Genomic DNA, 22,932 nt, shown 5'->3' with positions numbered 1-22,932 from the left:
GAGTATGCAGTTATGTGGTTATGAAGTTGGCGAACAACAGCCTTTTTTCCTGATCTCCGGGCCTTGTGTCGTAGAGTCAGAATTATTGACGCTTAAAATTGCGGAACAACTTAAAGAAATTACTGAGCGCCTAGGCGTGCCTTACATCTTTAAGGCCTCTTACGATAAAGCTAACCGCTCTTCGCATGACTCTTATCGCGGCCCTGGTATTTCAGAAGGCCTGCGTATTTTGGCAAAGGTTAAGTCGGAATTCGACTTGCCTGTACTGACTGACATCCATGAAGACTCACCAATGGATGAAGTGGCTGAAGTAGCTGATGTGCTTCAGACGCCGGCATTTTTGTGCCGCCAGACCAACTTTATCCAAAATGTGGCTAAATTAGGTCGTCCGGTCAATATTAAGAAAGGCCAATTCCTCGCGCCATGGGATATGGGTAACGTGGTTAATAAGGCACGTGCAACGGGTAATGAACAGATTATGGTCTGTGAGCGTGGCTACACCTTCGGTTACAATAATCTGGTTTCCGATATGCGCGGACTGGCAACCATGCGTGAAACCGGTTGCCCGGTGGTATTTGATGCGACGCATTCCGTGCAATTGCCTGGTGGACAAGGTAATGCCTCCGGTGGTGAGCGTCAGCATGTGCCGGTATTGGCTCGTGCGGCAGTGGCTGCAGGTGTATCAGGTTTATTTATGGAGTCACATCCAAACCCCGCAGAGGCCTTAAGTGATGGCCCCAACTCTTGGCCGACACATCGTATGGAAGAGTTACTGAAGATTCTGCTGGATATTGATCGTGCGGTAAAAGCGGCTCCGTACCTTGAGCAAACCCTATAATTTTTTTGACTAACTGGTATAGCAAATGACTGATATTGCAAAAATTATTGCTCGTGAGATTGTTGATTCACGTGGAAACCCAACGGTAGAAGCGGATGTTACGTTGAGTAATGGCGTTGTCGGACGGGCAGCTGTGCCGTCTGGAGCATCGACGGGTGCTCGTGAAGCCATTGAATTACGTGATGGTGCAGCGCGCTACTTGGGTAAAGGCGTACAAACAGCCGTTGCTAATGTAAACGGCGAAATCGCTCAGGCGATTGTTGGTATGGATGCAAATGATCAAGCAGCTTTAGACGCTAAGTTGATCGAGCTAGACGGTACTGACAACAAAGCCCGTTTAGGTGCAAATGCATTGTTGGCGGCTTCTCTGGCGGTAGCTCATGCTGCAGCGAATGATGCGGGTGTTGGTTTATACCAGTACTTAGGCGGTGAGACGCAATACAAAATGCCAGTACCAATGATGAACATCATCAACGGTGGTTCACACGCTGACAACAGTGTTGATATGCAGGAGTTCATGATTCTGCCTGTTGGCGCAACAAGCTTGGCAGAAGCGGTTCGTTACGGCGCTGAAGTATTCCATACGCTGAAAAAAGTACTGACTGAAAAAGGTCTGAATACAGCGGTTGGTGATGAAGGTGGTTTTGCACCGGATTTGTCTTCTAACGAAGAAGCCATTGAAGTGATTCTGGAAGCGATTAAGCGTGCCGGTTACGAGCCAGGAAAAGATATTTGTTTGGGTCTGGATTGTGCAAGTTCTGAGTACTACAAAAACGGCAAGTACGAGCTGGCCTCAGAGGGCAAGAGCTTTAGTGCTGCCGAAATGGTCGACTTCCTTGAAGTGTGGGTTGATAAGTACCCAATCATCAGTATCGAAGACGGCTTGGATGAAGCAGACTGGGATGGCTGGAAGTTGCTGACTGAGCGTTTAGGCAACAAAGTACAACTAGTTGGTGATGATCTATTTGTTACTAATCCTTCTATCTTCCAAGAGGGTATTGATAAGAACATTGCTAACTCAATCCTGATCAAGTTAAACCAGATTGGTACTTTGAGCGAGACACTGGAAGCGATTCGCATGGCTCAGGCTGCAGGTTACACTGCGGTTATTTCTCATCGCTCTGGTGAGACTGAAGATGTAACGATTGCTGACTTGGCTGTTGCAACTAATGCAGGCCAAATCAAAACTGGCTCACTGTCTCGTTCAGACAGAGTGGCCAAGTACAACCAGCTGCTGAGAATCGAGCAAGAGTTGGGAGCCAATGCAAGTTTCGCAGGTGCTGCTGCGTTTCGTTACCTGAGTTAATAAGGATCTCTAACTCATGAAATACCTGATAACTGTTATGGCCATTTTGCTATTGCTGCTGGTGTCAAGCCTGTGGGTCGGTCATGGCAGTTATCCGGCTAAATGGCGTTTGGAAAAAGAAATCGCTGATATGAAAGCGCAGAATGAAAAGCAGGCTGCGCTTAATCGGCAAATTCGGGCGGAGCTGGATGATGCTCAGTCTGGTAATGATGCGGTGGAAGAGCGCGCCCGCAGTGAGCTAGGCATGATTCGAAATCGGGAAACCTTCTTTGAAGTGATTCTTGATGTACAGCCGACCACACCCGTGGGTACGCTGGAAGCAGAAGCCCCCGTTGATACTGTCACGCTTACAGAATAATGAGTGCATCATTATCGTCAGTTGATGAGTCGGTTTGGCTAGTGATTCCAGCCTCTGGCGTGGGTAAGCGGATGGCCGCTGAGTGTCCCAAGCAGTATCTCAAGCTGCATGATAAAACCATTCTGGAACATACCATCTCGCGCTTTACGCAATTGCCGCAACTGCAGGGCGTTTTGATCGTTGTAAGCGAGGCTGATGAGTACTGGCCAGGCTTGCAAGCGACGCTTAAATCTACCTTTCCTAATATTTTAATCATTAGCTGTTTTGGCGGTGCAGAGCGCTCCGATACCGTGGCTAATGGGCTTCGTTACCTTATTCAAGAGCAACAAATACCACCTGATAGCTGGGTAATGGTTCATGATGCCGCTCGGCCTTGTGTTCGATTGGGTGATATCCAGTCACTGCTGGCGATTCGTGATGACAGTGTGGTTGGTGGAATTCTTGCGACACTCGTTAGAGACACGATGAAACGCGCGGAAGCTAACACCAAACAAATCAAACACACAGAAAGCCGTGAAAATCTATGGCATGCGCAAACTCCGCAATTGTTTCGCTTAGCTGAACTGCGTGACGCACTGCATCAAGCTGAACTTGCTAATGCTGTGATTACGGATGAAGCTTCCGCAATGGAAGCAGTTGCCAAGTCGGTGCTATTGATTGAGGGTTCGGCGGATAATATCAAACTAACACAGCCTTCTGACCTTGGCTTTATTAATTACTTACTGACGACTAAGGATTTCACGGAATGACGAATATGCGCATCGGAAATGGCTATGATGTTCATGCCTTTGGTCTTGGTGATCATATTGTGCTGGGTGGCGTCACTATTCCTTATGAGGCGGGTTTTGTTGCTCACTCGGATGGCGACGTCTTGCTGCATGCAATCTGTGATGCCTTGCTGGGTGCATTGGCCTTGGGTGATATCGGAAAACACTTTCCGGATACCTCGGCTGATTTTGAAAATATTGATAGTCGGATATTGCTACGTCATGTGTATCAGCTAGTGCTGGATAAAGGCTATAGCTTGATGAATATGGACTGTGTGATCATGGCGCAAGCACCGAAAATGGCGCCACATATTGATACGATGCGGGCATTGGTGGCTGAAGATTTGAAGGTTGATGTCGATCAGATTGGCATTAAAGCAACGACGACTGAAGGTTTGGGCTTTGTAGGGAAGAAGCAGGGAATTGCCGCTAGCGCTGTATTGTTGCTGGCTAAGGCTAGCGTTTAGCTCAAAACAAAAATAATTTAATGAGGCATTCCAAGCTTTGGTTTAAGCAATGAATGCCTCATAAATAGGGCACTATCTTTACTGATTAAAGCAAGCCGTGACGCTTTAGCTTTGATCTCAGTGTCGCACGGTTCATGCCTAAGCAGGTCGCTGCTTTTGACTGATTGCCGCGGGTGTGCTTCATGATGACTTCCAATAAAGGGCGTTCAACTTCATCCACAACCTGACGGTATAAATTCGTTGCTTCGTGATCTCCTAACAGCTCGAGATAGTCCGATACGGCCTTGTCAGTTGCCTCAGACAGCGAGTCTGCGTTAAGTGGTGTATTTGTCATTGTTCACGTGACCTGTATATTATTTTATGGGGGTTGTGTGTGATTATGTCAGGACACAATCAGATGTATATCGGGTAAACTCAGCGTGTTGTAGACGGGTTACAGTGTGGCATATATCGCTTCCTTAAATAATGACAACTGTTCGCCGGGGGTTCTACTGCTCAGTATTTTAGACCTCGCATCCGTTTGGGTCGACATGCTTAATAAATACCAGTTGATTATTTTGTTAGCAATTCGAGAATGATCGGCGGTACGCACTGGTTGATTAGTGGTATTAATCAGCAATTTACTCTCGGGATTGTAACAATTTATATCATACGAGCGTTCAACGTGTTCAACTGCTGTTTGGCACTTGTACTCATCGGTCAGCTCACTGCTATAGTTAATTCCAAATAGCTTTTGGTTGATCTCTGCAAATATCCAAGGGCGTCCAAAAGAACCTCGCCCGATCATAATTCCATCAGCCCCAGTGTAGTCAAAAACGTAAGCCGCTTTGTCACTGCTTGAGATGTCCCCATTAGCTATCACTGGAATATTAACATGTTTTTTTACTTGTCGAATAGTTTCGTACTCGGCAAATGGACGATATTTGTCCTCTCTGGTTCTTCCGTGTAGGGCCAAGGCAGAAACGCCGCAATCTTCCGCAATCTGTCCAATACGAATGGCATTGCGCGACTTCATATCCCAGCCTGTTCGGTATTTAATCGTAACCGGTATGTCTATAGCATTGACAACACTACGAATAATTTGTTCCACCTGCTGTTCGTCCTTGAGTAGGGCGGAGCCTGCCAGTTTCTTACTGCCTGCTACTTTTTTGACCGGACATCCGAAATTTATGTCAATTATCTGTGCCCCTTGAGAGGCGTAGAAGCGCGCGGCTTCAGCCATGACTTTAGGGTCGGTACCAACGATTTGGATGCTTCTGGGGCCATCCTCGTCCATCTGAGGTAGGCGTAGTTGGGTCTTGCGGGTATTTAGTAAGCTCAAATCACTGGTGATCATCTCAGAAGTGGCTAGTCCCGCGCCGTGTTGGCGGACTAAGTCCCGATAAAGGCGGTCAGTAACACCAGCCATCGGCGCTTGTAGTACGGGGCTTGTAAGTTTGAAGTGAGCGATTTTTAACATGAGGCAGTGGTGCTTATCAAAGGTAATTGAACTCGAATCGTTTGGCACGATTTCCAGGCGGATCTTGGATTTTCAGGCGTATTGAAATGGTCTCATTACTTTTTAGCAGGCTACCTTGAGTGTATTGTTCATAGTACTCCTGAGGCTTAAAACGCCTGAGTGCTATGATCTTGTTATTAGCATCCAGTAATTGGGTTTCAAGGTATGGAAAGGGTTGAGCTGTGTCGGCATCGTTTCGAATTGAAGCCGTTATAATTAATGCATCTGGCTCGCTAGGGTGGGCAAACACTTTGCGGCTGATGGTCTTGATTTTATCAGGGGCTCTTCCGCCGCCAAACCATAAATCTTGTGTCAGCCAAGCTTGAGTCGCAAGAATACCGCTGAGTAATACGATTAGGGCGAGAGGAAGCCAGCGCTTCGATGAAAAGTTGTTACTGGTCGTCTGCTTGGTTTTGGCGGTATTTGTTTTGGTCGTGCTGGGGTCGCGCTGGTATTGCTCGCGTTTGGACTGTTTATTCAGCGAATCAAAGGGCATTTGCTCATTGTTATCATCTAGCCCCGGTAATTTGGTGGATAGCGTTTCCATTGCGTTAAACACGGACGCACACTCACCGCAGCGCAGCTTTCCTTGCGCGGCGGTGAGTTCTTTCATTGTGACCCTAAAAACGGCCTTACAGTGCGTACAGCGGGTATACATAATGTTTTTCGTTGTTACCGAACTTGAGCGGTCATCCTAACCCAGCCATCCTGTTCAGCAAACTGAATATCATCACAATGGGCTTGATAAGCTTCCTGCAATAATGGAACTTGCTCAGCAAGCACGCCCGATAACACAACCATTCCACCGGGTTTAGTCATTTGGCAAAGTGTTTGAGAGAGTTCGATCAGTGGTCCACACAATATATTTGCCAGCATTAAGTCGGCTTGCATCTCAGGCATATCTTCAGGAAGACAGGCGCTGATTTGCTCGTCTTGAATGCCGTTCTTTTCTTGGTTGTCGTGAGTTGCAGTCAGCGCTTGAGGATCAATATCGGTCGCTTGGACGTGTGTCGCTCCAAGCTTAATCGCCGCAATCGCTAGAATGCCGCTACCACAACCATAGTCGATTACGCTGGCACCAACTGGAGGATTCTGATCTAACCATTGCAAGCATAAAGAGGTCGTCGGGTGAGTCCCTGTACCAAAAGCCAAGCCGGGATCGAGTAGGATTTTAACGGTATCATCATCCGGAGTTTCTGACCAGCTAGGATAAATCCATAAGCGCTCGCCAAAACACATGGGATGAAAATCCTTCATCCACATGCGTTCCCAAACTTGTTCTTCCAAAACTTCCTGGTGTAGCTTACTGATCTGCCAAGCCTCTCGGTTTTCTTCAAGCTGCCGCTCTAAGGCATCCGCTAAGGGCTTATCTTCTTCACGAAATAAGATCGTGACGATGATGTCGTCCCACAGTGGTGTCTCATTGGGCAGTGGCTCAAGTACTGGTACATCGCCCGCATCACTGAGTGTAACGGAGGCTGCGCCCATGTTCTCGGCCGCCTCACTGATGAGCGCTTCGCCTTTTTGGGAGGTCTGACAAATCAATTGAAACCACATTAGCTTTGGATTCCTAGCTTCTTTTCAAGGTAATGAATATCCGCACCACCTTTGATAAAGGCAGGGTCGGTGATAATGCGACGCTGGAGGTCAATATTGGTTTTAATGCCTTCAATCACCATTTCTTCCAAAGCACCTTCCATGCGAGCAATTGCACCCGCGCGGTCTTCACCGTGAACGATCAGTTTGCCTATCATCGAGTCGTAATAGGGCGGAACCGTATAGCCACCATACACATGAGAATCAACTCGAACGCCTAAGCCGCCTGGCTGGTGGAAGCGCTCAATTTTACCCGGTGATGGCATAAAGGTGTTTGGGTCTTCCGCATTAATACGGCACTCAATGGCATGACCTTTAGGAACAATATCTTCCTGCTTGATCATCAGCTTCTCGCCAGAGGCAATCAGCAGTTGCTGTTTCACCAAGTCAACACCTGTGATCATCTCAGTAACCGGATGCTCAACCTGCAGACGTGTATTCATTTCAATGAAGTAAAACTCACCGTTTTCATACAGGAATTCAAAGGTTCCCGCGCCACGGTAGCCAATTTCGCTACAGGCTTTAGTCAAAATTGCGCCCATGCGGTTGCGCTGCTCAGGAGTAATGCCTGGCGCTGGTGCTTCTTCAACCACTTTTTGGTGACGACGCTGCATTGAGCAATCACGTTCACATAGGTGAATCGCATTACCAAAGGAGTCAGCCAATACCTGAAACTCGATATGACGAGGAGCTTGCAGGTATTTCTCCATGTAAACCACGTCATTACCAAAGGCACCGCGTGCTTCACTTTTAGTCAGGATGATGGAGTCAATCAGAGCTTCGCGCTTATGCACCACGCGCATACCACGTCCACCACCGCCACCGGTAGCTTTGATGATAACTGGGTAGCCAATTCTGTCACCCATCGCCAAGGCTTCAGCTGGGTCTTCTGGGATCGCGCCTTCAGAGCCAGGTACGCAAGGTACATTGGTCTTCAGCATGGCTTCTTTAGCAGAAATTTTATCGCCCATCAGGCGAATAGTCTTGGCACGTGGTCCAACAAACACAAAGCCGCTGGACTCTACACGCTCGGCAAAGTCTGCATTCTCAGAGAGAAAGCCGTAACCTGGGTGGATCGCATCGGCATCAGTCACTTCAGCGGCACTAATGATCGCTGGAATGTTCAGATAGCTGTCAGTGGAGGAGGCTGGTCCGATACAGACAGACTCATCGGCTAGGCGTACATGTTTTAAATCACGGTCAGCAGTTGAGTGAACTGCGACGGTTTTGATTCCCATCTCCCGACAGGCGCGTAAGATACGGAGTGCAATTTCACCCCGGTTTGCTATTAGCAGTTTCTTAATCATGCGAAATCCCGGGGTTATTCAATCACAAACAAAGGCTGTCCAAACTCAACTGGTTGTTCATTTTCAACCAACACCTTGGTGATGACGCCTGATTTTTCTGATTCGATCTGGTTCAGCATTTTCATTGCTTCGATAATGCATAGCGGATCGCCAACAGAAACAGTCTGGCCAACTTCAACAAAGGCTTTGGCTGTTGGTGATGATGCGCGGTAGAAAGTACCAACCATTGGTGATTCAATCAGTTCGCCTTTTTCAGCTTCTGGTGCAAGAGCTGCGGCAGGTGCCTGAGCAGGTGCGCCAATCGCAGGAGCTGCAGCAACGGGTGCAGGTGCGGCCATTTGTACGGGTGCTGCTGAGCTATAACGAGAGATTCTAACCGACTCTTCGCCTTCAATGATTTCTATCTCAGCAATGTCGCTGCTGTTAATGAGTTCAATCAGCGTTTTAATTTTTCGAACATCCATCTAGGCATCCCCTTTGGTAATTTGAGTGAGTACAGCTAAGCGTTTCGATGACCAAGGTCTATTTAGAATAAAAATAGACCACAAATCCATGTCAAAATGTCGACTTTGACATGGTTGTTAATTTCTAGGAAATCTACAAAAATCGTTTTTTGTCGGAAGTTAGCTGTCGTTAGAGAAATTTTGTGGGATTTTACTCTGTAATATAAAAATGAGCCAGCTTTCTAACCGATTTTTAAGGCCATCTTTTACTTACGAAATAATGATCCGAGTAAACCGCGTACGATTTGTGTTCCTAATCTTGAAGCAACTGAGCGCGCCACGGTTTTGGCGAAGGCTTCACCAACACTTTGTCGGTTAGAGCTTCGGCTGCGAGTGTTGGGTTTAGCTGCCTTGACTTGCGCTTGCTGTAATGCGGCTGCTTGTCTGTCTCGCTCTGCCTGTACTGCGCGCACATTAAGAATTTCATAGGCCGACTCACGATCAACCATCGTTTCATATCGACCATTGAGTGGGCTTGAACGAATAGTTTGTTCAACTGCGCCATCCGGAGCAGGGCCAATCAGCGAGCGAGGAGGGCAGATTAACGTCTTTTGGACAATGCCCGGAATGCCTTGTTCCTGTAATACGGATACCAGCGCCTCACCAACGCCAAGTTGGGTAATGGTCTCTTCGGTATCAAGGTCTGGGTTGGCTCGGAAAGTCTGCGCCGCAGCGCGAACTGCTTTTTGGTCTTTTGGTGTGAATGCGCGCAGTGCATGTTGTATGCGATTACCCAATTGGCTCAGTACGCCATCCGGAATATCCAGTGGGTTTTGAGTAACAAAGTAGATGCCGACACCTTTTGAGCGAATTAGCTTAACCACTTGTTCTACCTTATTCACTAAGGCATCAGGTGCATCATCAAACAGTAAATGGGCTTCATCAAAGAAGAACACCAAGCGTGGTTTATCTAAGTCGCCGACTTCGGGAAGTGTTTCAAACAGTTCAGAGAGTAACCAAAGCAAGAAGGTGGCATACAGCTGAGGTTTCATCATTAGCTCATCGGCAGACAAGATATTGATCTGGCCGTAGCCCTTGTTGCCGGTGCGCATAAAGTCCCAGATATCCAGAGCCGGCTCACCAAAAAAGTCTTCCGCGCCTTGTTGCTCAAGTACTAGCAGGTCTCTTAAGATGGCTCCAATCGAGGCGGTACTGATATTCCCATACAGTGTTTGAAAGCTGGCACGGTTCTCACCAACATAATTAAGTACCGAACGAAGGTCTTTAAGGTCTAACAGGAGCAGGCCTTCTTCATCAGCAAACTTAAAAGCAATATTGAGAATGCCTTCCTGAGTGTCATTAAGCCCTAGTAGTCTGGCTAGCAGCAGTGGCCCCATGTCGGTGATGGTCGTACGTACTGGGTGGCCTTTTTTACCAAATAGATCCCAGAATACAACGGGAAAATCTTCAGCCAGATAATCCGTGATGCCGATTTTCTCAATACGTTCATCAACTTTCGCGTGTGGTTTACCTGCTTGCGTGATGCCGCTTAGGTCGCCTTTAATATCTGAGAGAAAGACCGGAACGCCCATGCGGGAGAAGCCTTCGGTCAAAACTTGTAGTGAAATTGTCTTGCCGGTACCGGTTGCGCCTGCGATTAAACCGTGTCGGTTGGCAAAGCGGGGATCCAAAAATACCTGATGATCGCCTTTACCTAGCAAAATACCCTTATTGACTGTCATTATTTTTATGCCTCTCAAGAAAACAGTGCCAGCTATCGCTGCCCTAAAATTTGAGATTAATCATAAGGTTTATACCGACTAATGGAAAGTAGCAATTAAAAAAGGCCTACCCGAGGGTAAGCCTTTTTATGATCAACTAGCGATTAACCGGTATTACTGAACTAAGTTAAGTGCGCGTAGTGTATCGCGATCCAAAGTGCCGGTTTTTAGGCCTTTACTTTCCTGGAATGCTGTTAGTGCCTTTACAGTGCTGGGTCCTAAGCGACCATCTATCTCACCTGGGTTGTAACCACGCTGCTGCAGGGATTTCTGAATCCGGTAGACAGCATTTGCACGCGTCAACGGAGTTACTGCAGAATCTCCGACTGGGGCTGCGCGTTGTACGGCAGGTTTTGGAGCAACCGGCTGTACTGTACGGCTATGCGACACCATGGTTGGCTTCGGAGCATGTGCCACTGGCTTCACGTAAGTCGTTGGCTGCTTTGGCTTAGCATAGGCTTGCTGCTTGTGCTGTTGTGCCAACAGAATCTGAGCCGCTCGACGTTGCTGAGCTAAATCTGCCTGATGCTGCGCTGCGCGTTGTCTCTGCAATTGAGCTTGGCGCTGTTGTGCCTGCTGCTGCCTTGCTTGTTGGGCATGCTTTCTTTGTGCCGCAGCTTGACGTTGTTGCGCTTGATGCTGTCTTACTTGCTGGGCATGTTTTCTTTGTGCTGCAGCCTGACGTTGTTTTGCCTGTGCGACACGTTGGCGCTGTGCTTCCTGTACCAACCATTCCTGGCGTAATACTTTTTGCTGCTGATCAAACTCTTTCGCTAAGCGACGCTGCTCTGCAACCACTTTAGGGTTGGTTGAGTGTCTAGGTGTTGCTTTAGCTGCATGGCGTGGAGCAGCTTGTGCACCCGGAGTTTTACAAGCAATTGGCTTCCATGAATAGCGTTCTTCACTCACCTTGGTACGGTAGTTTTTATTCACGAAACGAGCAGGTGTGTTTATCGTGCGGTAAAGCGCTGGTGAAACCAGTTTCTTGATCTTCTTTGTCTGGTAGACAGCTGGTACATGCTTGCGAATTTTGCGAGCAGGTGTCGCCACTACTTTTTGAGTAATGGTTTTGTAAACAGCTTCTACTTTAACGCGACACAGAATCTCACCCGTCATGTTATCAATACGAGTAATAGGGCCGGTTTTACCGCGCTGCCATTTGTAATGGGCTGGCTTCACTAAGATACGCTTAGTCACATTGCGGTATGTCGCTGGGACATACTGCATGCGGTGAGTGGCAGCACGAGCAACAACTTTCTGGTTGATCCATGTGTACTGTGGGCCACGTACTAGTACGCGCTTATTAACAGCCGGTGATACCTGAACGCGTTTAACACGGTTTTGGAACTTGGCGGGTGTTTTAACCTTAGCAAAACACTGGCCAGGTTGTGCAGGTGGCATACCAATACCGCGATGCTGAACAACTGGTTTCGGCTTTTGCACATGGCGTTTAGGCTGGTGTACAACTCGGGCAGGCGCTGCTGCAACCGGCTTTTTGTACATAACAACTGCTGGTGGCTTAGCAGCGTGCTCAGCTGGCAGTGGCACATAAATGCGCGCAGCCTCAACCAGCATATTATGTGAGTGTGTATCGGTAACAACGCGAGTCTGCATTTGATGATCTGCAGCATACTGCTGACCGCCAGAAACCTGTTGGCCTCCTGCGACTTGCTGTCCACCAGCAACCTGTTGACCTCCAGCTACCTGTGCGCCACCAGAGACTTGTTGTCCGCCGGCGACCTGCTGACCACCAGTGATTTGACCACCGGCTTTAAATTGTTGTTGACCACATCCGGTCATTAATCCAGCGAGTAGTACGCTTGATACCGAGAGTTTAATCGTTGTATTCATAGTAATTGGAGTCCCCTTATTCTGGGTGCTATTTCGATGCGAGTATTATGTAATCTGTGCCCATCATAAGGGGATTAGGCTGAATCGATATTATTATTCTGGCTGAGCGGTGCTCTTTACCGTATAAAAATCACCCGTAAAGTAAAAACCCGCATTCTGGCGACAGTTTGCGGGTTGGTAAAGGGTCATATTTTAGGAGGTAGTGGTTTTAGGTGACAACGTCTGCTGCATTTCGACCGGTCAGTTTGGTCAAGTTCGCGATGTTATCAGCAAGGTCCAGCAGTTCTTTAAGTACCGACTGGGTTTCTTCATTAAATCGCTCAGCGTTCGCTTCGAAGTGCTCTACATATAAACGCAATGTTGCACCACTGGTGCCAGTACCCGAGCGGCGGTAAATGATACGCGCGCCATCTTCGAATAAAACGCGAATACCTTGATTACCACTAACTGAAGCATCTACTGGGTCGGTGTAAGAGAAGTTATCGGCGAGTTTCACTGTTCGTGAGCCAAACTGCTTACCCGTCAATGCGCTTAAGCTCGCTTCCAGATGTGTAAATACTGCATCGACGCGCTCAGTTTCAACCGCTTCATAGTCGTGGCGGGTATAGAAGTTGCGGCCATACTGCTGCCAGTGCTCCATCACCAAATCAGCAACGCTCTGCTGCTTCACGGCCAAAATGTTTAGCCAGTAGAGTACTGCCCACAAGCCATCTTTTTCACGAACGTGATCAGAGCCGGTACCGAAGCTTTCTTCACCGCATAAGGTAATGCGCCCGTCATCCAGCAAATTACCGAAGAATTTCCAGCCCGTAGGCGTTTCAAAGCAATCCAAGCCTAAAGCTTCAGCTACACGATCAACCGCTTGGCTTGTTGGCATAGAGCGCGCAACACCAGCCAGTCCTTTTTTATAAGCCGGAATGAGCGCCGCATTGGCTGCCATAATGGCAAGGCTATCGCTCGGTGTGACATAGCAATTAGCACCCAGAATCATATTGCGGTCGCCATCACCATCGGAGGCCGCACCAAAGGCCGGTGCATCTTCGGAGAACATGCGCTCAACTAATGCTTCGGCATGGGCAAGGTTTGGATCAGGGTGGCCGCCACCAAAATCTTCAAGTGGGATTTCGCGAATAATATTATCTGCCGCCGCACCTAGGCGATTCTGTAGAATTTCCGTGGCATAAGGGCCAGTTACCGCGCTCATTGCATCAAAGCACAGTTTGAAGTCATCCTGTTTAATCAGGCTGCGAATGGCATCAAAATCAAATAATTCTTCCATCAAGTCAGCATAGTCAGCAACGGAGTCAATGATCTCAACTTGCATATCCAATACTTTAAACTCGCCAAGTACATCTAAAGCCAATGCCTCGTTATCGGCTCTTTGGTATTGCGTGATATTTTTGGTGACTTCGAATAGCTGGTCGGTGAATGATTCCGGAGCAGGGCCGCCATTGGCTGCATTAAACTTGATGCCGAAGTCACCATCCGGGCCACCAGGGTTATGACTGGCGGATAAAATAATGCCGCCCAGTGCTTTATGCTTGCGGATTAAATGTGAAACGGCTGGTGTTGATAGAATTCCGGATTGTCCGATCAGTAGCTTTCCAACCTTGTTCGCGGCCGCCATGCTAATGATGATCTGAATGGCTTCACGGTTGAAATATCGTCCATCGCCCCCAACTACTAAGGTCGACCCTGCAATGCTCGGCAAGCAATTAAAAATTGATTGAATGAAGTTAGGCAGATAGTGTGGGGTTTGAAAACGACTGACTTGTTTACGTAGTCCTGAGGTTCCCGGTTTCTGGTCTGCAAAAGCTGTCGTGTCAAAGTTCATACTGATCCTTTTGAATATTATGGTGGGTTTCGCAGTATCTAACGCTATGCTTACTCTGATGATAGAATGAAAGCAGGGTTGTTTCCATTAAAAACCCGCATACTCCAATGCAGTACCTCCTTTTCCCGTAGACTTTTTCTTATGACGACAAGCCTGATCAAACAACCACTGTCCCAATCAGAGCTCATGATAATGAGCAATATCGAAAAGGCGATTTTTCCACCGATCCCTCGTTCATTCGCCGCGCTCATGGAAATGTATGAAATTAATTACATGCAGCTGCGTCTACTGTGCGGTGATATCCGTAAATTAGAAGGTGATACGGTTTCTTTTGTTGAGTCGGGGATACCGCTTCGCATCACGGTGTTGGAGCAATGCCGACATACAACCATGTTGCTGCTGACCTACGACTTTGAAAATGGCGATGACCCGCGTCCTGACCTGCACATACAGATTTACCATGACTCCCGTCAAGCCAATGTATTGAGCCGCCGTTGCAATTTTTCAGGCGAACAAGTGTCAAGCGGTAAATTACGGTCAGATACTCAATTATTATGTCATTGGCGCACTAATCGGTTTTTATTCAAGTGGGTCAAGTACTTACTTAGGCAAGGCCATCAACTTTAATACCCACTAATCGACTCATAGATTAAATCTCTGTCATAAAGATTGACTAGACTACTAGGTTATTTATAATACCTACCAATTCACTAGGTAATTGTTTTCCTCTGCACCTATACCAAAATGAAGACTGTTAATTTTTAGCTGATTGGAGACTCGTAAAGATGAAGCTTTCAACAAAAGGTCGGTATGCGGTAACTGCGATGATGGATCTCGCCATTAATGATCGGAGTGGTCCGGTTACGTTGGCAGATATTTCAAGTTGTCAGGGAATTTCGTTGTCATACCTTGAGCAACTGTTTGCCAAGCTGCGTAAAGCGAAGCTGGTAGAAGGTGTGCGTGGCCCAGGCGGTGGATACCGCTTAGGTAAGCCTGCCAATGCGATTAGCGTGGCGGATATTATTTTGGCCGTCGATGAGTCAATCGACAGTACACAATGCCAAGGTAATGAAGACTGCCATGCTGGTGATCGTTGTATGACGCACAAGTTGTGGGAAGATTTAAGTCATCGCCTGTATGAATTCCTAAACGGAATTACGCTGGCTGACTTTATTAAGCGCCCGGAAGTAAGACGCATAGCGGTACAACAAAATACCACATCTAGTCACATCAACCGGATGTTCCAGCCGGTTGCGCGTGCAAGTTGATGCGGGTTTGCTAAGCAGGCCGGACAAGGGAGTCGTGTGGACTCACTCCGAGCCTGTTTTGATGTCATGAACTTCCCGCTTAGGGTGAATTTGTAACATCGTAAGCCTTGAATCAATGCCGTGAGCAATGTACGCCGCTCCGGTATCTATGTAGTAAAGATTGGCAGCCAGCAATGGCTTATCGACAATCGAGTGCCCCACCACTAGCAAATCAATTCCCGGCACCTTGGGTACCGTTTCTTTAGCACTGATATAGTGATGACGAAGCCTTGACCACTGTGCATGCTGCTGTAGTTCCTCATCATCCTGTAAGCCTTTCACAAACGCCTTCCAGTCAAGTCCGATTGGAATATCGGCGTGTACAATACCAATTTGACCGGTTGCGGTCGTGATTTCAAAAGCCATTGGTAATTCGCTTAGCGCACTAATAATGGCTTTACGTTTGTCATCCTTAACCATCAGCCACCAAGCACCACCTGCGCGCTCAGTCCATGCTTTAAACACAGCTTCTGAGTCTTGCGATTGCAGTAATAGCTTTTCGTGATTCCCTTGCAGGGCATGAAACCAAGGTTGGCCTAAAAACTCGAGCACGCGCTCTGATTGCGGGCCACGGTCAACTAAGTCACCCACAGAGAAAAGGCGATCTTGCTCTGTATTAAAACCGACCTGAGCCATTAATTGTTCCAGTGTTTCAAACATGCCATGTAAGTCACCGATAACAAAGTCACGGCCGGCATGATTTTCCGGAAAATATTTAAATAAAGGTACAGGCATAGTTGAAGGGCGCCTTGTTGGTAAGGCTCTGTGAATCAGGTCGCTTAGAATAGCATAAAACCGCTTGATATCACTTATCCCGTAAAGGCTGATTTGGAGTTCAGGTATTCGATTTCGGCATCGCTACTGTCACGCCCAAGAATGGCGTTACGATGTGGGAAGCGACCATAGCGCTCTACAATCTCACGATGGTGTTTGGCAAAGCGAATATTGCCTTCTAATTCGGACGCTTCGAAGCGCTCGACAGATAGGTCCTGATCTTGCATATGCTCGCTATGCATTAGCGGCATATATAAAAAACTGAGTTGTTCTTTGGGTAGTTGCTGATCAAAGCCTTTTTCTATTGCGACTTTGGTCACTTGAACTGCGGCTTGCTCAGTACTGAAACTGGCAGGCTCTCCACGAAACATATTGAGTGGAAATTGATCCAGCACGATACACAAAGCAAGACAACCCTCAGGGCTGTCTTGCCAAGTATCCAGCTGACCATCAGCGGCAGCGCGCCAGAGTGATTCATAATTTTGGGTAATCAACGCGTCGATCTCGGGCGTTGATGAGAACCAATGAGATTTCATCGGTTCGCTATACCAAAATGTCAGAATACTCTCTGGCGTCTGCATGGGATCAACCTTTTTTCTTCGGTGCGTAAATATCCGTACAAGTCCCTTCAGCAACTTCCGCTGCGAAGTTTAAGGTCTCGGATAAGGTTGGGTGAGGGTGAATGGTTAGCCCGATATCGTGAGCATCTGCATTCATCTCAAGCGCCAGTACTGCCTCAGCAATCAGTTCGCCGGCATTGTTGCCCACGATACCGGCGCCGATTAAGTGACCGGTTTCCTTATCAAACAATACCTTGGTCATACCTTCGTTACGGCCACGGCTCAATGAGCGTCCGCTGGCTGCCCAAGGGAATACACCCTTAGTATAGGCAATCCCGTTGGCTTTGCACGACTCTTCACTTTCACCCATCCATGCAATTTCAGGATCGGTATAAGCAACAGAAGGAATAGTGCGAGCATCAAAGTAAGCCTTATGGCCTGCAATAACTTCTGCCGCAACCTTACCTTCGTGAGTGGCTTTGTGTGCCAGCATAGGCTGACCAACAATGTCACCGATCGCAAAGATGTGATCGACATTGGTACGCATCTGCTTGTCCACGCTGATAAAGCCACGCTCATCAACCTGTACGCCGGCTTTGTCTGCATCAATTGCCAAGCCATTCGGGCTACGACCAATTGCCACTAGAACCCGGTCAAAGGTTTCAGTTGCTGGCGCTTTATCACCTTCAAAATGACAGACTAAACCTGCTTCTGTTGGCTCAATGGCGGTCACTTTAGTGTTCAGGTAAATATTTTCATATTTAGCCTTAATGCGCTTTTCCAGTGGGCGAATCAAGTCACGATCCGGTCCCGGAATTAAGCCCGGCGATAATTCAACAACGGTGATCTTGGAGCCCAGTGCATCGTATACCGTGGCCATTTCCAGACCAATGATACCGCCACCAACCACCAGCATACGCTCAGGCACTTCTGCCAATTCCAGCGCGCCAGTGGAGTCGATTACGCGTGGGTCATCCCAAGGAATAAATGGCAACTTAGTGACTCGAGAACCCGCAGCGATAATGCAATTATCAAAGCTGATTACTTGAGAAGCGCCATCTTCATCGACCACGTTAATGGTATTGGCTGAAGTAAATTTACCGTAGCCTTTAACGATCGTGACTTTGCGTTGCTTAGCCAGACCTTTCAAACCACCGGTTAATTTACCCACCACATCATCTTTGTGCGCGCGCAGCTTGTCCAAGTCAATCTCTGGTTCGGAGAACGTCACACCCTGATGCCCAAATTCTGCGGCTTCATTGATGATTTCAGCGGTGTGCAGTAAGGCCTTGGATGGAATACAACCCACATTCAGACACACACCACCGATACTCTCGTAGCGCTCGATCATGATGACATTCTGGCCCAAATCGGCCGCGCGGAATGCTGCGGTGTAGCCGCCCGGGCCGGAGCCCAGAACGACTAACTGTGCATGCTGATCTGATTCACCTGAGAATGTGGCTGCCGTTGGCGCTGGCGCCGCAGCAGGTTCAGCTTTTGGGGCAGGTGCTGGCTCAGCAGCGGCTGCCGGAGCAGGCTCACTAGCCGCTGCAGCGCCAGATTCCAGTTTGAAAATCACACTGCCTTCTGCCACGGTATCGCCAACGTTTACCAATACTTCGGTAATTGTTCCGCTATCCGAGCAAGGGATTTCCATGGAGGCTTTATCAGACTCCACGGTAATCAGTGAATCTTCTGCTGCAACCACGTCACCGACGCCAACCAGTACTTCGATTACTTCTACGCCGTCAAAATCGCCGATATTCGGGACTTTAATTTCAATTTGCTGACTCATGAGATTCTCCTAAACCAGTAAACGGCGCACGTCGCTCAACATGCGGCATAAGTAAGTCGTGAACTGCGCACCAGCAACACCATCAATCACGCGATGGTCATACGATAATGACAATGGCAGGATTTGACGTGGCTGGAAGCTGCTGCCATCCCAGACTGGTGAAGTACGAGTGTTAGAAACACCCAGAATTGCCACTTCAGCGCCATTGATGATTGGCGTGTAAGCCGTTCCACCAATACCACCCAGACTAGAGATAGTGAAACAACCGCCTTGCATTTCAGCAGGCTTCAGTTTCTTGTTGCGCGCTTTACCAGCAAACTCACGAATTTCATTCGACAATTCAACCAAAGTCTTCTTGTCGGCATCCGTGATAACCGGAACCACCAAGCCATCTGGCGTATTCACCGCAATACCAATGTTGAAGTATTGCTTCATCACCAGATTTTCACCGGTTGAATCCAGCGAGCTGTTAAAGCGAGGGAAGGCCTTCATGCTGGCAACTACGGCTTTGATAATGAAAGCCAGCGGCGTAATTTTCACGCCTTCTTTCTCCATTTCCTTAGCCACTTGCTTGCGGAATGCTTCCATCTCGGTGATATCCGCTTCGTCAAATTGCGTGACGTGAGGGATGCTCACCCAGCTTCGATGTAGGTATTCACCAGTCAGCTTGTTGATTTTGCTCAGAGGCTGCGTTTCAATGTCGCCCCATTTGCTGAAATCAATGGCTGGCATTGGCGCAATGCCAAATCCTGAACCACCCGCAGCCGGAGCCGCTTTTGGAGCAGGGGCTGTCATGACGGCTTTCACATGGCTAAAGATATCATCCTTAACAATGCGTTTTTTGCGGCCGCTACCGTTTACCTTGCCTAAGTCAACACCCAGCTCACGCGCTAAGCGGCGAACAGAAGGGCTGGCGTAAGCACGCTTAAAACTAACCTCATCAATATTAGCGGTGGGTGATTGCTTTGGTGCTTCTGCCACTGGAGCAGGGGCTGCTGCCGGAGCTGGCGCTGGTGTTGCCGCAGGAGCCGGAGCCGCTGCAGGTTCACTCGCCGCTGGAGCAGGTGCCGCAGCATCTGCGTCAGCATCCAAAATCAATACCAAGCTACCTTTGGCTACATTATCGCCAACGCTAACTTTTAGCTCTTTGACGGTACCGGCGTGTGAACTTGGGATTTCCATCGAAGCTTTATCAGACTCAACTGTAATCAGCGAGTCCTCAACTTCAACGCGATCGCCAACAGCGACCAGTACTTCAATGATTTCAACTGAGTCAAAATCACCAATGTCTGGTACTAACACTTCAACCGGGCCAGCTGGCGCTGCCGCAGCAACCGGAGCTGCTGGTGCAGGGGCGGCTGGAGCCGGAGCAGGTGCCGCCGCAGGGGCTGGTGTTTCCACCGGAGCCTCCGCAGGCGCAGCGTCAGCTGCTGCATCCACTTCCAAAGTAATAACCAGGCTACCTTCTGCGATTTTATCGCCGACACTCACCTTTACTTCTTTAACGATTCCCGCATCTGAGCTTGGGATTTCCATCGAAGCTTTATCAGACTCAACCGTAATCAGCGAGTCCTCAACTTCAACGCGATCACCGACCGCCACCAGCACTTCGATGATTTCAACTTCATCAAAATCACCAATATCGGGTACAACAATGTTTTTAATCGACATAATTATCTCCTCAGGCGTGTAGTGGGTTGGTTTTATCAACGTCGATGCCGTACTTCTCAATCGCTTCAGCAACCTTAGCGGCTGGCAATGTGCCTTCGTCTGCCAAGGCTTTCAGTGCAGCAACCACGATGTGGGTTGCGTTAACTTCGAAGTGACGACGCAATTCAACACGAGTGTCACTGCGGCCGTAACCATCTGTACCCAGTACTGAGTAACGCGCTGGAACCCATTGGCGAATTTGCTCTGGATATTGGCGGATATAATCCGTTGCCGCAATCACAGGGCCGCGATGGCCTTTCAGCAGTTGAGAAACGTATGGCACTTTTGGATTTTCCAGTGGGTGCAGACGGTTCCAACGCTCAACATCATTCGCTTCACGAGCCAATTCATTGAAGCTTGTGCAGCTCCAGATATCGGAGTCCACGCCCCATTCTTCGCTCAGAATCTCGGCTGCAGCAATGGCTTCGCGCAGAATCGTACCGGAACCTAGTAACTGAACCTTCTTCTTCTTCTTGCCGCCACCTTGGAACAAGTACATACCTTTAAGAATGCCTTCGTTGGCACCTTCAGGCAGCGCAGGCTGCTGGTAGTTCTCGTTCATTGCAGTGATGTAGTAGTAGATATCTTCCTGATTCACATACATGCGGCGCATACCGTCATGAATGATCACCGCCATCTCATAAGAGAAGGTTGGGTCATAACTAATACAGTTAGGAATCAGCGCAGCCTGAACCATGCCGTGTCCATCCTGATGTTGCAGGCCTTCACCCGCCAGCGTCGTACGACCTGCGGTTGCACCAATCAAGAATCCACGTGAACGACAGTCACCTGCTGCCCAAGCCAAGTCACCAATACGCTGGAAACCAAACATGGAGTAGTAAATATAGAATGGAACCATATTTACGCCGTGCGCGCTGTATGACGTTGCCGCCGCAATCCATGAGGAGAATGCGCCTGCTTCGTTGATACCTTCTTCCAGAATCTGACCGGATTTGTCCTCTTTATAGAACATAACCTGATCTTTATCCTGTGGCTCGTATAACTGGCCTACAGAAGAGTGAATACCTAACTGACGGAACATACCTTCCATACCAAAGGTGCGGGCTTCGTCAGGGACGATTGGAACGATGTGTTTGCCCAGTTTCTTATCACGCGTCAGGATCGTCAGAATACGTACAAATGCCATTGTTGTAGACATTTCACGATCGCCGGAACCTTGTAAGATTGGTGCTAATACATCCAGCTCAGGAATGCTCAGTGGTGCCGCAGTCGTGTTACGAACCGGAATCGAACCACCCAATTCTTTACGACGAGCCAGCATGTACTGACGTTCTTCACTGTCAATCGGAGGCAGATAGTAGTTTGCTGCAGCTGCATCTTCATCACTGATTGGGATGTTGAAGCGCTTTGCGAAGTCCATCATCTCTTCTTCGTTTAGCTTCTTCTGGCTGTGTGTGCGGTTTTGACCCTGACCCGCAGCGCCCATACCGTAACCTTTTACAGTGTGTGCCAAAATAACGGTAGGCTGACCTTTGTGGTTAACTGCCGCATGATATGCCGCATATACCTTGTGAGGATCGTGACCACCACGGTTCAAACGCCAGATATCATCATCCGACATTTTAGATACCATGGCTTTCAGCTCAGGGTATTTACCAAAGAAATTCTCACGTACATACGCGCCATCTTTAGCTTTGTAGTTCTGGAATTCTCCATCAACTACTTCCAGCATGCGTTTTTGCAGAATGCCGTCTTTGTCTTTAGCCAATAGCGGATCCCAGTAAGAACCCCACATGACTTTAATCACGTTCCAGCCTGCGCCACGGAAAATAGCTTCAAGCTCTTGTACGATCTTGCCATTACCACGAACCGGACCATCCAGACGCTGTAAGTTACAGTTGATAACCCAGGTCAGGTTGTCCAGCTGCTCACGACCGGCTAGAGAAATAGCACCTAGTGATTCTGGCTCATCGACTTCACCATCACCGAGGAAGCCCCAGACGCGACGGTCTTTAGTGTCTGCCAGATGACGCAGCTGCAGATACTTCATGAAGCGCGCTTGGTAGATAGACTTGATTGGACCCAGACCCATTGATACGGTCGGGAACTGCCAATAGTCAGGCATCAGCCATGGGTGAGGGTAAGAGGAGAGACCATTGCCGCCAGTTTCTTGACGGAAGTTATCCAGCTGCTCTTCGCTTAAGCGTCCTTCCATAAATGAACGCGCGTAGATACCTGGCGTGATATGGCCTTGGTAGAATACTAAGTCACCACCGTGTTCTGGAGATGGTGCATTCCAGAAGTGGTTAAATCCTACATCATACAGGGTTGCGGATGAGGCAAACGACGCAATGTGTCCGCCGAGCTCTGAGCTCTTACGGTTTGCGCGAACAACCATCGCGGCAGCGTTCCAGCGGATGTAAGTACGAATACGGCTTTCGATTGCCTGATCGCCCGGAATAGGCTCTTCAAGGTGGGTAGGAATCGTATTGATATAAGCAGTATTTGAAGAATACGGGAGGTTGGCACCATTGACTCGCGCGGTAGCGATCAATTTTTCTATAATAAAATGAGCACGTTGAACGCCTTCTGCTTCGATGATCGCATTGATCGATTCTGTCCAGTCAGCCGTTTCCTGCGGGTCAATATCCATTCCTGGGTTATTGATCGTCATAATAAGGTCTCTCCTCATGTTAGGTTGCGAATCTAGCATAGCAGTGATTTTTAATTTATCCTAGAAAAAAAATCTTAAAAAATATCAATTTTAAAAACAGTAACT

General features: G+C 48.3%; 21 protein-coding genes. 7 read left to right on the top strand and 14 right to left on the bottom strand.

Features of this window, described 5'->3' with window-relative positions; genetic code table 11:
• Window positions 1-4 precede the first annotated feature (4 nt).
• The 5 genes from kdsA to ispF are packed head-to-tail and all read left to right on the top strand — an operon-like array spanning window position 5 to window position 3,736.
• Window positions 5-838: a 3-deoxy-8-phosphooctulonate synthase gene (gene kdsA, locus LEUMU_RS0108625; protein WP_022951888.1), complete on the top strand. Its 834-nt coding sequence runs from the start codon at window positions 5-7 to the stop codon at window positions 836-838.
• A gap of 25 nt (window positions 839-863) precedes the next feature.
• On the top strand, window positions 864-2,144 hold the full coding sequence (eno, locus tag LEUMU_RS0108620; protein WP_022951887.1) for a phosphopyruvate hydratase: 1,281 nt from the start codon (window positions 864-866) through the stop codon (window positions 2,142-2,144).
• A gap of 16 nt (window positions 2,145-2,160) precedes the next feature.
• Window positions 2,161-2,502 (top strand): septum formation initiator family protein, encoded by a 342-nt coding sequence (locus LEUMU_RS0108615; protein WP_022951886.1) that lies wholly within the window; start codon window positions 2,161-2,163, stop codon window positions 2,500-2,502.
• Entirely contained in the window at window positions 2,502-3,251 is a 750-nt protein-coding gene (gene ispD / locus LEUMU_RS25240; protein WP_022951885.1) for a 2-C-methyl-D-erythritol 4-phosphate cytidylyltransferase, read from the top strand. Before LEUMU_RS0108615 ends, ispD begins: the two co-directional genes overlap by 1 nt.
• The gene (gene ispF, locus LEUMU_RS0108605; RefSeq protein ID WP_022951884.1) at window positions 3,248-3,736 is read left to right on the top strand and encodes a 2-C-methyl-D-erythritol 2,4-cyclodiphosphate synthase; all 489 of its coding nucleotides are present in this window, start codon (window positions 3,248-3,250) and stop codon (window positions 3,734-3,736) included. Before ispD ends, ispF begins: the two co-directional genes overlap by 4 nt.
• A gap of 85 nt (window positions 3,737-3,821) precedes the next feature.
• On the opposite strand, the gene LEUMU_RS0108600 is transcribed toward ispF, so the two are convergent.
• From LEUMU_RS0108600 to LEUMU_RS0108560, 9 genes are all read right to left on the bottom strand, one after another.
• Entirely contained in the window at window positions 3,822-4,070 is a 249-nt protein-coding gene (locus tag LEUMU_RS0108600) for a helix-turn-helix domain-containing protein (protein ID WP_022951883.1), read from the bottom strand.
• A 99-nt stretch (window positions 4,071-4,169) separates the two neighbouring features.
• Window positions 4,170-5,195, bottom strand: a complete 1,026-nt coding sequence (gene dusB / locus LEUMU_RS0108595) for a tRNA dihydrouridine synthase DusB (protein WP_022951882.1) — start codon at window positions 5,193-5,195, stop codon at window positions 4,170-4,172.
• 16 nt (window positions 5,196-5,211) lie between these two features.
• Window positions 5,212-5,892, bottom strand: coding sequence for a zinc-ribbon and DUF3426 domain-containing protein (locus LEUMU_RS28965; protein ID WP_084708196.1), 681 nt, complete (start codon window positions 5,890-5,892; stop codon window positions 5,212-5,214).
• 14 nt (window positions 5,893-5,906) lie between these two features.
• Entirely contained in the window at window positions 5,907-6,791 is an 885-nt protein-coding gene (prmA, locus tag LEUMU_RS25235) for a 50S ribosomal protein L11 methyltransferase (RefSeq protein ID WP_022951880.1), read from the bottom strand.
• Window positions 6,791-8,137 carry an acetyl-CoA carboxylase biotin carboxylase subunit gene (accC, locus tag LEUMU_RS0108580; protein WP_022951879.1) on the bottom strand — a complete coding sequence of 449 codons (1,347 nt, stop codon included), beginning with the start codon at window positions 8,135-8,137 and terminating at the stop codon, window positions 6,791-6,793. Before accC ends, prmA begins: the two co-directional genes overlap by 1 nt.
• A gap of 14 nt (window positions 8,138-8,151) precedes the next feature.
• On the bottom strand, window positions 8,152-8,601 hold the full coding sequence (gene accB, locus LEUMU_RS0108575) for an acetyl-CoA carboxylase biotin carboxyl carrier protein (protein WP_022951878.1): 450 nt from the start codon (window positions 8,599-8,601) through the stop codon (window positions 8,152-8,154).
• 245 nt (window positions 8,602-8,846) lie between these two features.
• Complete coding sequence (locus LEUMU_RS0108570; protein WP_022951877.1) at window positions 8,847-10,322, bottom strand: helicase HerA-like domain-containing protein; 1,476 nt, start codon at window positions 10,320-10,322, stop codon at window positions 8,847-8,849.
• Between the two features lie 153 nt (window positions 10,323-10,475).
• The gene (locus tag LEUMU_RS27860) at window positions 10,476-12,212 is read right to left on the bottom strand and encodes a peptidoglycan-binding domain-containing protein (protein ID WP_022951876.1); all 1,737 of its coding nucleotides are present in this window, start codon (window positions 12,210-12,212) and stop codon (window positions 10,476-10,478) included.
• A gap of 208 nt (window positions 12,213-12,420) precedes the next feature.
• Window positions 12,421-14,046 carry an alpha-D-glucose phosphate-specific phosphoglucomutase gene (locus LEUMU_RS0108560; RefSeq protein WP_022951875.1) on the bottom strand — a complete coding sequence of 542 codons (1,626 nt, stop codon included), beginning with the start codon at window positions 14,044-14,046 and terminating at the stop codon, window positions 12,421-12,423.
• 192 nt (window positions 14,047-14,238) lie between these two features.
• Here LEUMU_RS0108560 and LEUMU_RS0108555 point away from each other — a divergent pair, with 192 nt between their 5' ends.
• Entirely contained in the window at window positions 14,239-14,673 is a 435-nt protein-coding gene (locus LEUMU_RS0108555; protein WP_022951874.1) for a DUF1249 domain-containing protein, read from the top strand.
• Between the two features lie 158 nt (window positions 14,674-14,831).
• On the top strand, window positions 14,832-15,314 hold the full coding sequence (locus tag LEUMU_RS0108550; protein ID WP_022951873.1) for a Fe-S cluster assembly transcription factor: 483 nt from the start codon (window positions 14,832-14,834) through the stop codon (window positions 15,312-15,314).
• A gap of 42 nt (window positions 15,315-15,356) precedes the next feature.
• Here the strand turns inward: LEUMU_RS0108550 and LEUMU_RS0108545 are convergent, their stop codons facing one another.
• From LEUMU_RS0108545 to aceE, 5 genes are all read right to left on the bottom strand, one after another.
• Window positions 15,357-16,088: a metallophosphoesterase gene (locus LEUMU_RS0108545; protein WP_022951872.1), complete on the bottom strand. Its 732-nt coding sequence runs from the start codon at window positions 16,086-16,088 to the stop codon at window positions 15,357-15,359.
• Window positions 16,089-16,162: 74 nt separating this feature from the next.
• Complete coding sequence (locus tag LEUMU_RS0108540) at window positions 16,163-16,708, bottom strand: DUF924 family protein (protein ID WP_022951871.1); 546 nt, start codon at window positions 16,706-16,708, stop codon at window positions 16,163-16,165.
• A gap of 4 nt (window positions 16,709-16,712) precedes the next feature.
• A complete protein-coding gene (gene lpdA / locus LEUMU_RS0108535; RefSeq protein WP_022951870.1) occupies window positions 16,713-18,482 on the bottom strand; it encodes a dihydrolipoyl dehydrogenase in 1,770 nt (589 codons plus the stop codon).
• A 9-nt stretch (window positions 18,483-18,491) separates the two neighbouring features.
• The gene (gene aceF / locus LEUMU_RS0108530; RefSeq protein ID WP_022951869.1) at window positions 18,492-20,153 is read right to left on the bottom strand and encodes a dihydrolipoyllysine-residue acetyltransferase; all 1,662 of its coding nucleotides are present in this window, start codon (window positions 20,151-20,153) and stop codon (window positions 18,492-18,494) included.
• A gap of 10 nt (window positions 20,154-20,163) precedes the next feature.
• Window positions 20,164-22,827, bottom strand: coding sequence for a pyruvate dehydrogenase (acetyl-transferring), homodimeric type (gene aceE / locus LEUMU_RS0108525; RefSeq protein ID WP_022951868.1), 2,664 nt, complete (start codon window positions 22,825-22,827; stop codon window positions 20,164-20,166).
• Window positions 22,828-22,932 lie beyond the last annotated feature (105 nt).

Origin of the sequence: Leucothrix mucor DSM 2157 (assembly GCF_000419525.1) — a bacterium.
Lineage (GTDB): Bacteria > Pseudomonadota > Gammaproteobacteria > Thiotrichales > Thiotrichaceae > Leucothrix > Leucothrix mucor.
The sequence above is the reverse complement of the archived record's forward strand: the minus strand, read 5'-3'. Positions and strand labels throughout refer to the sequence as shown.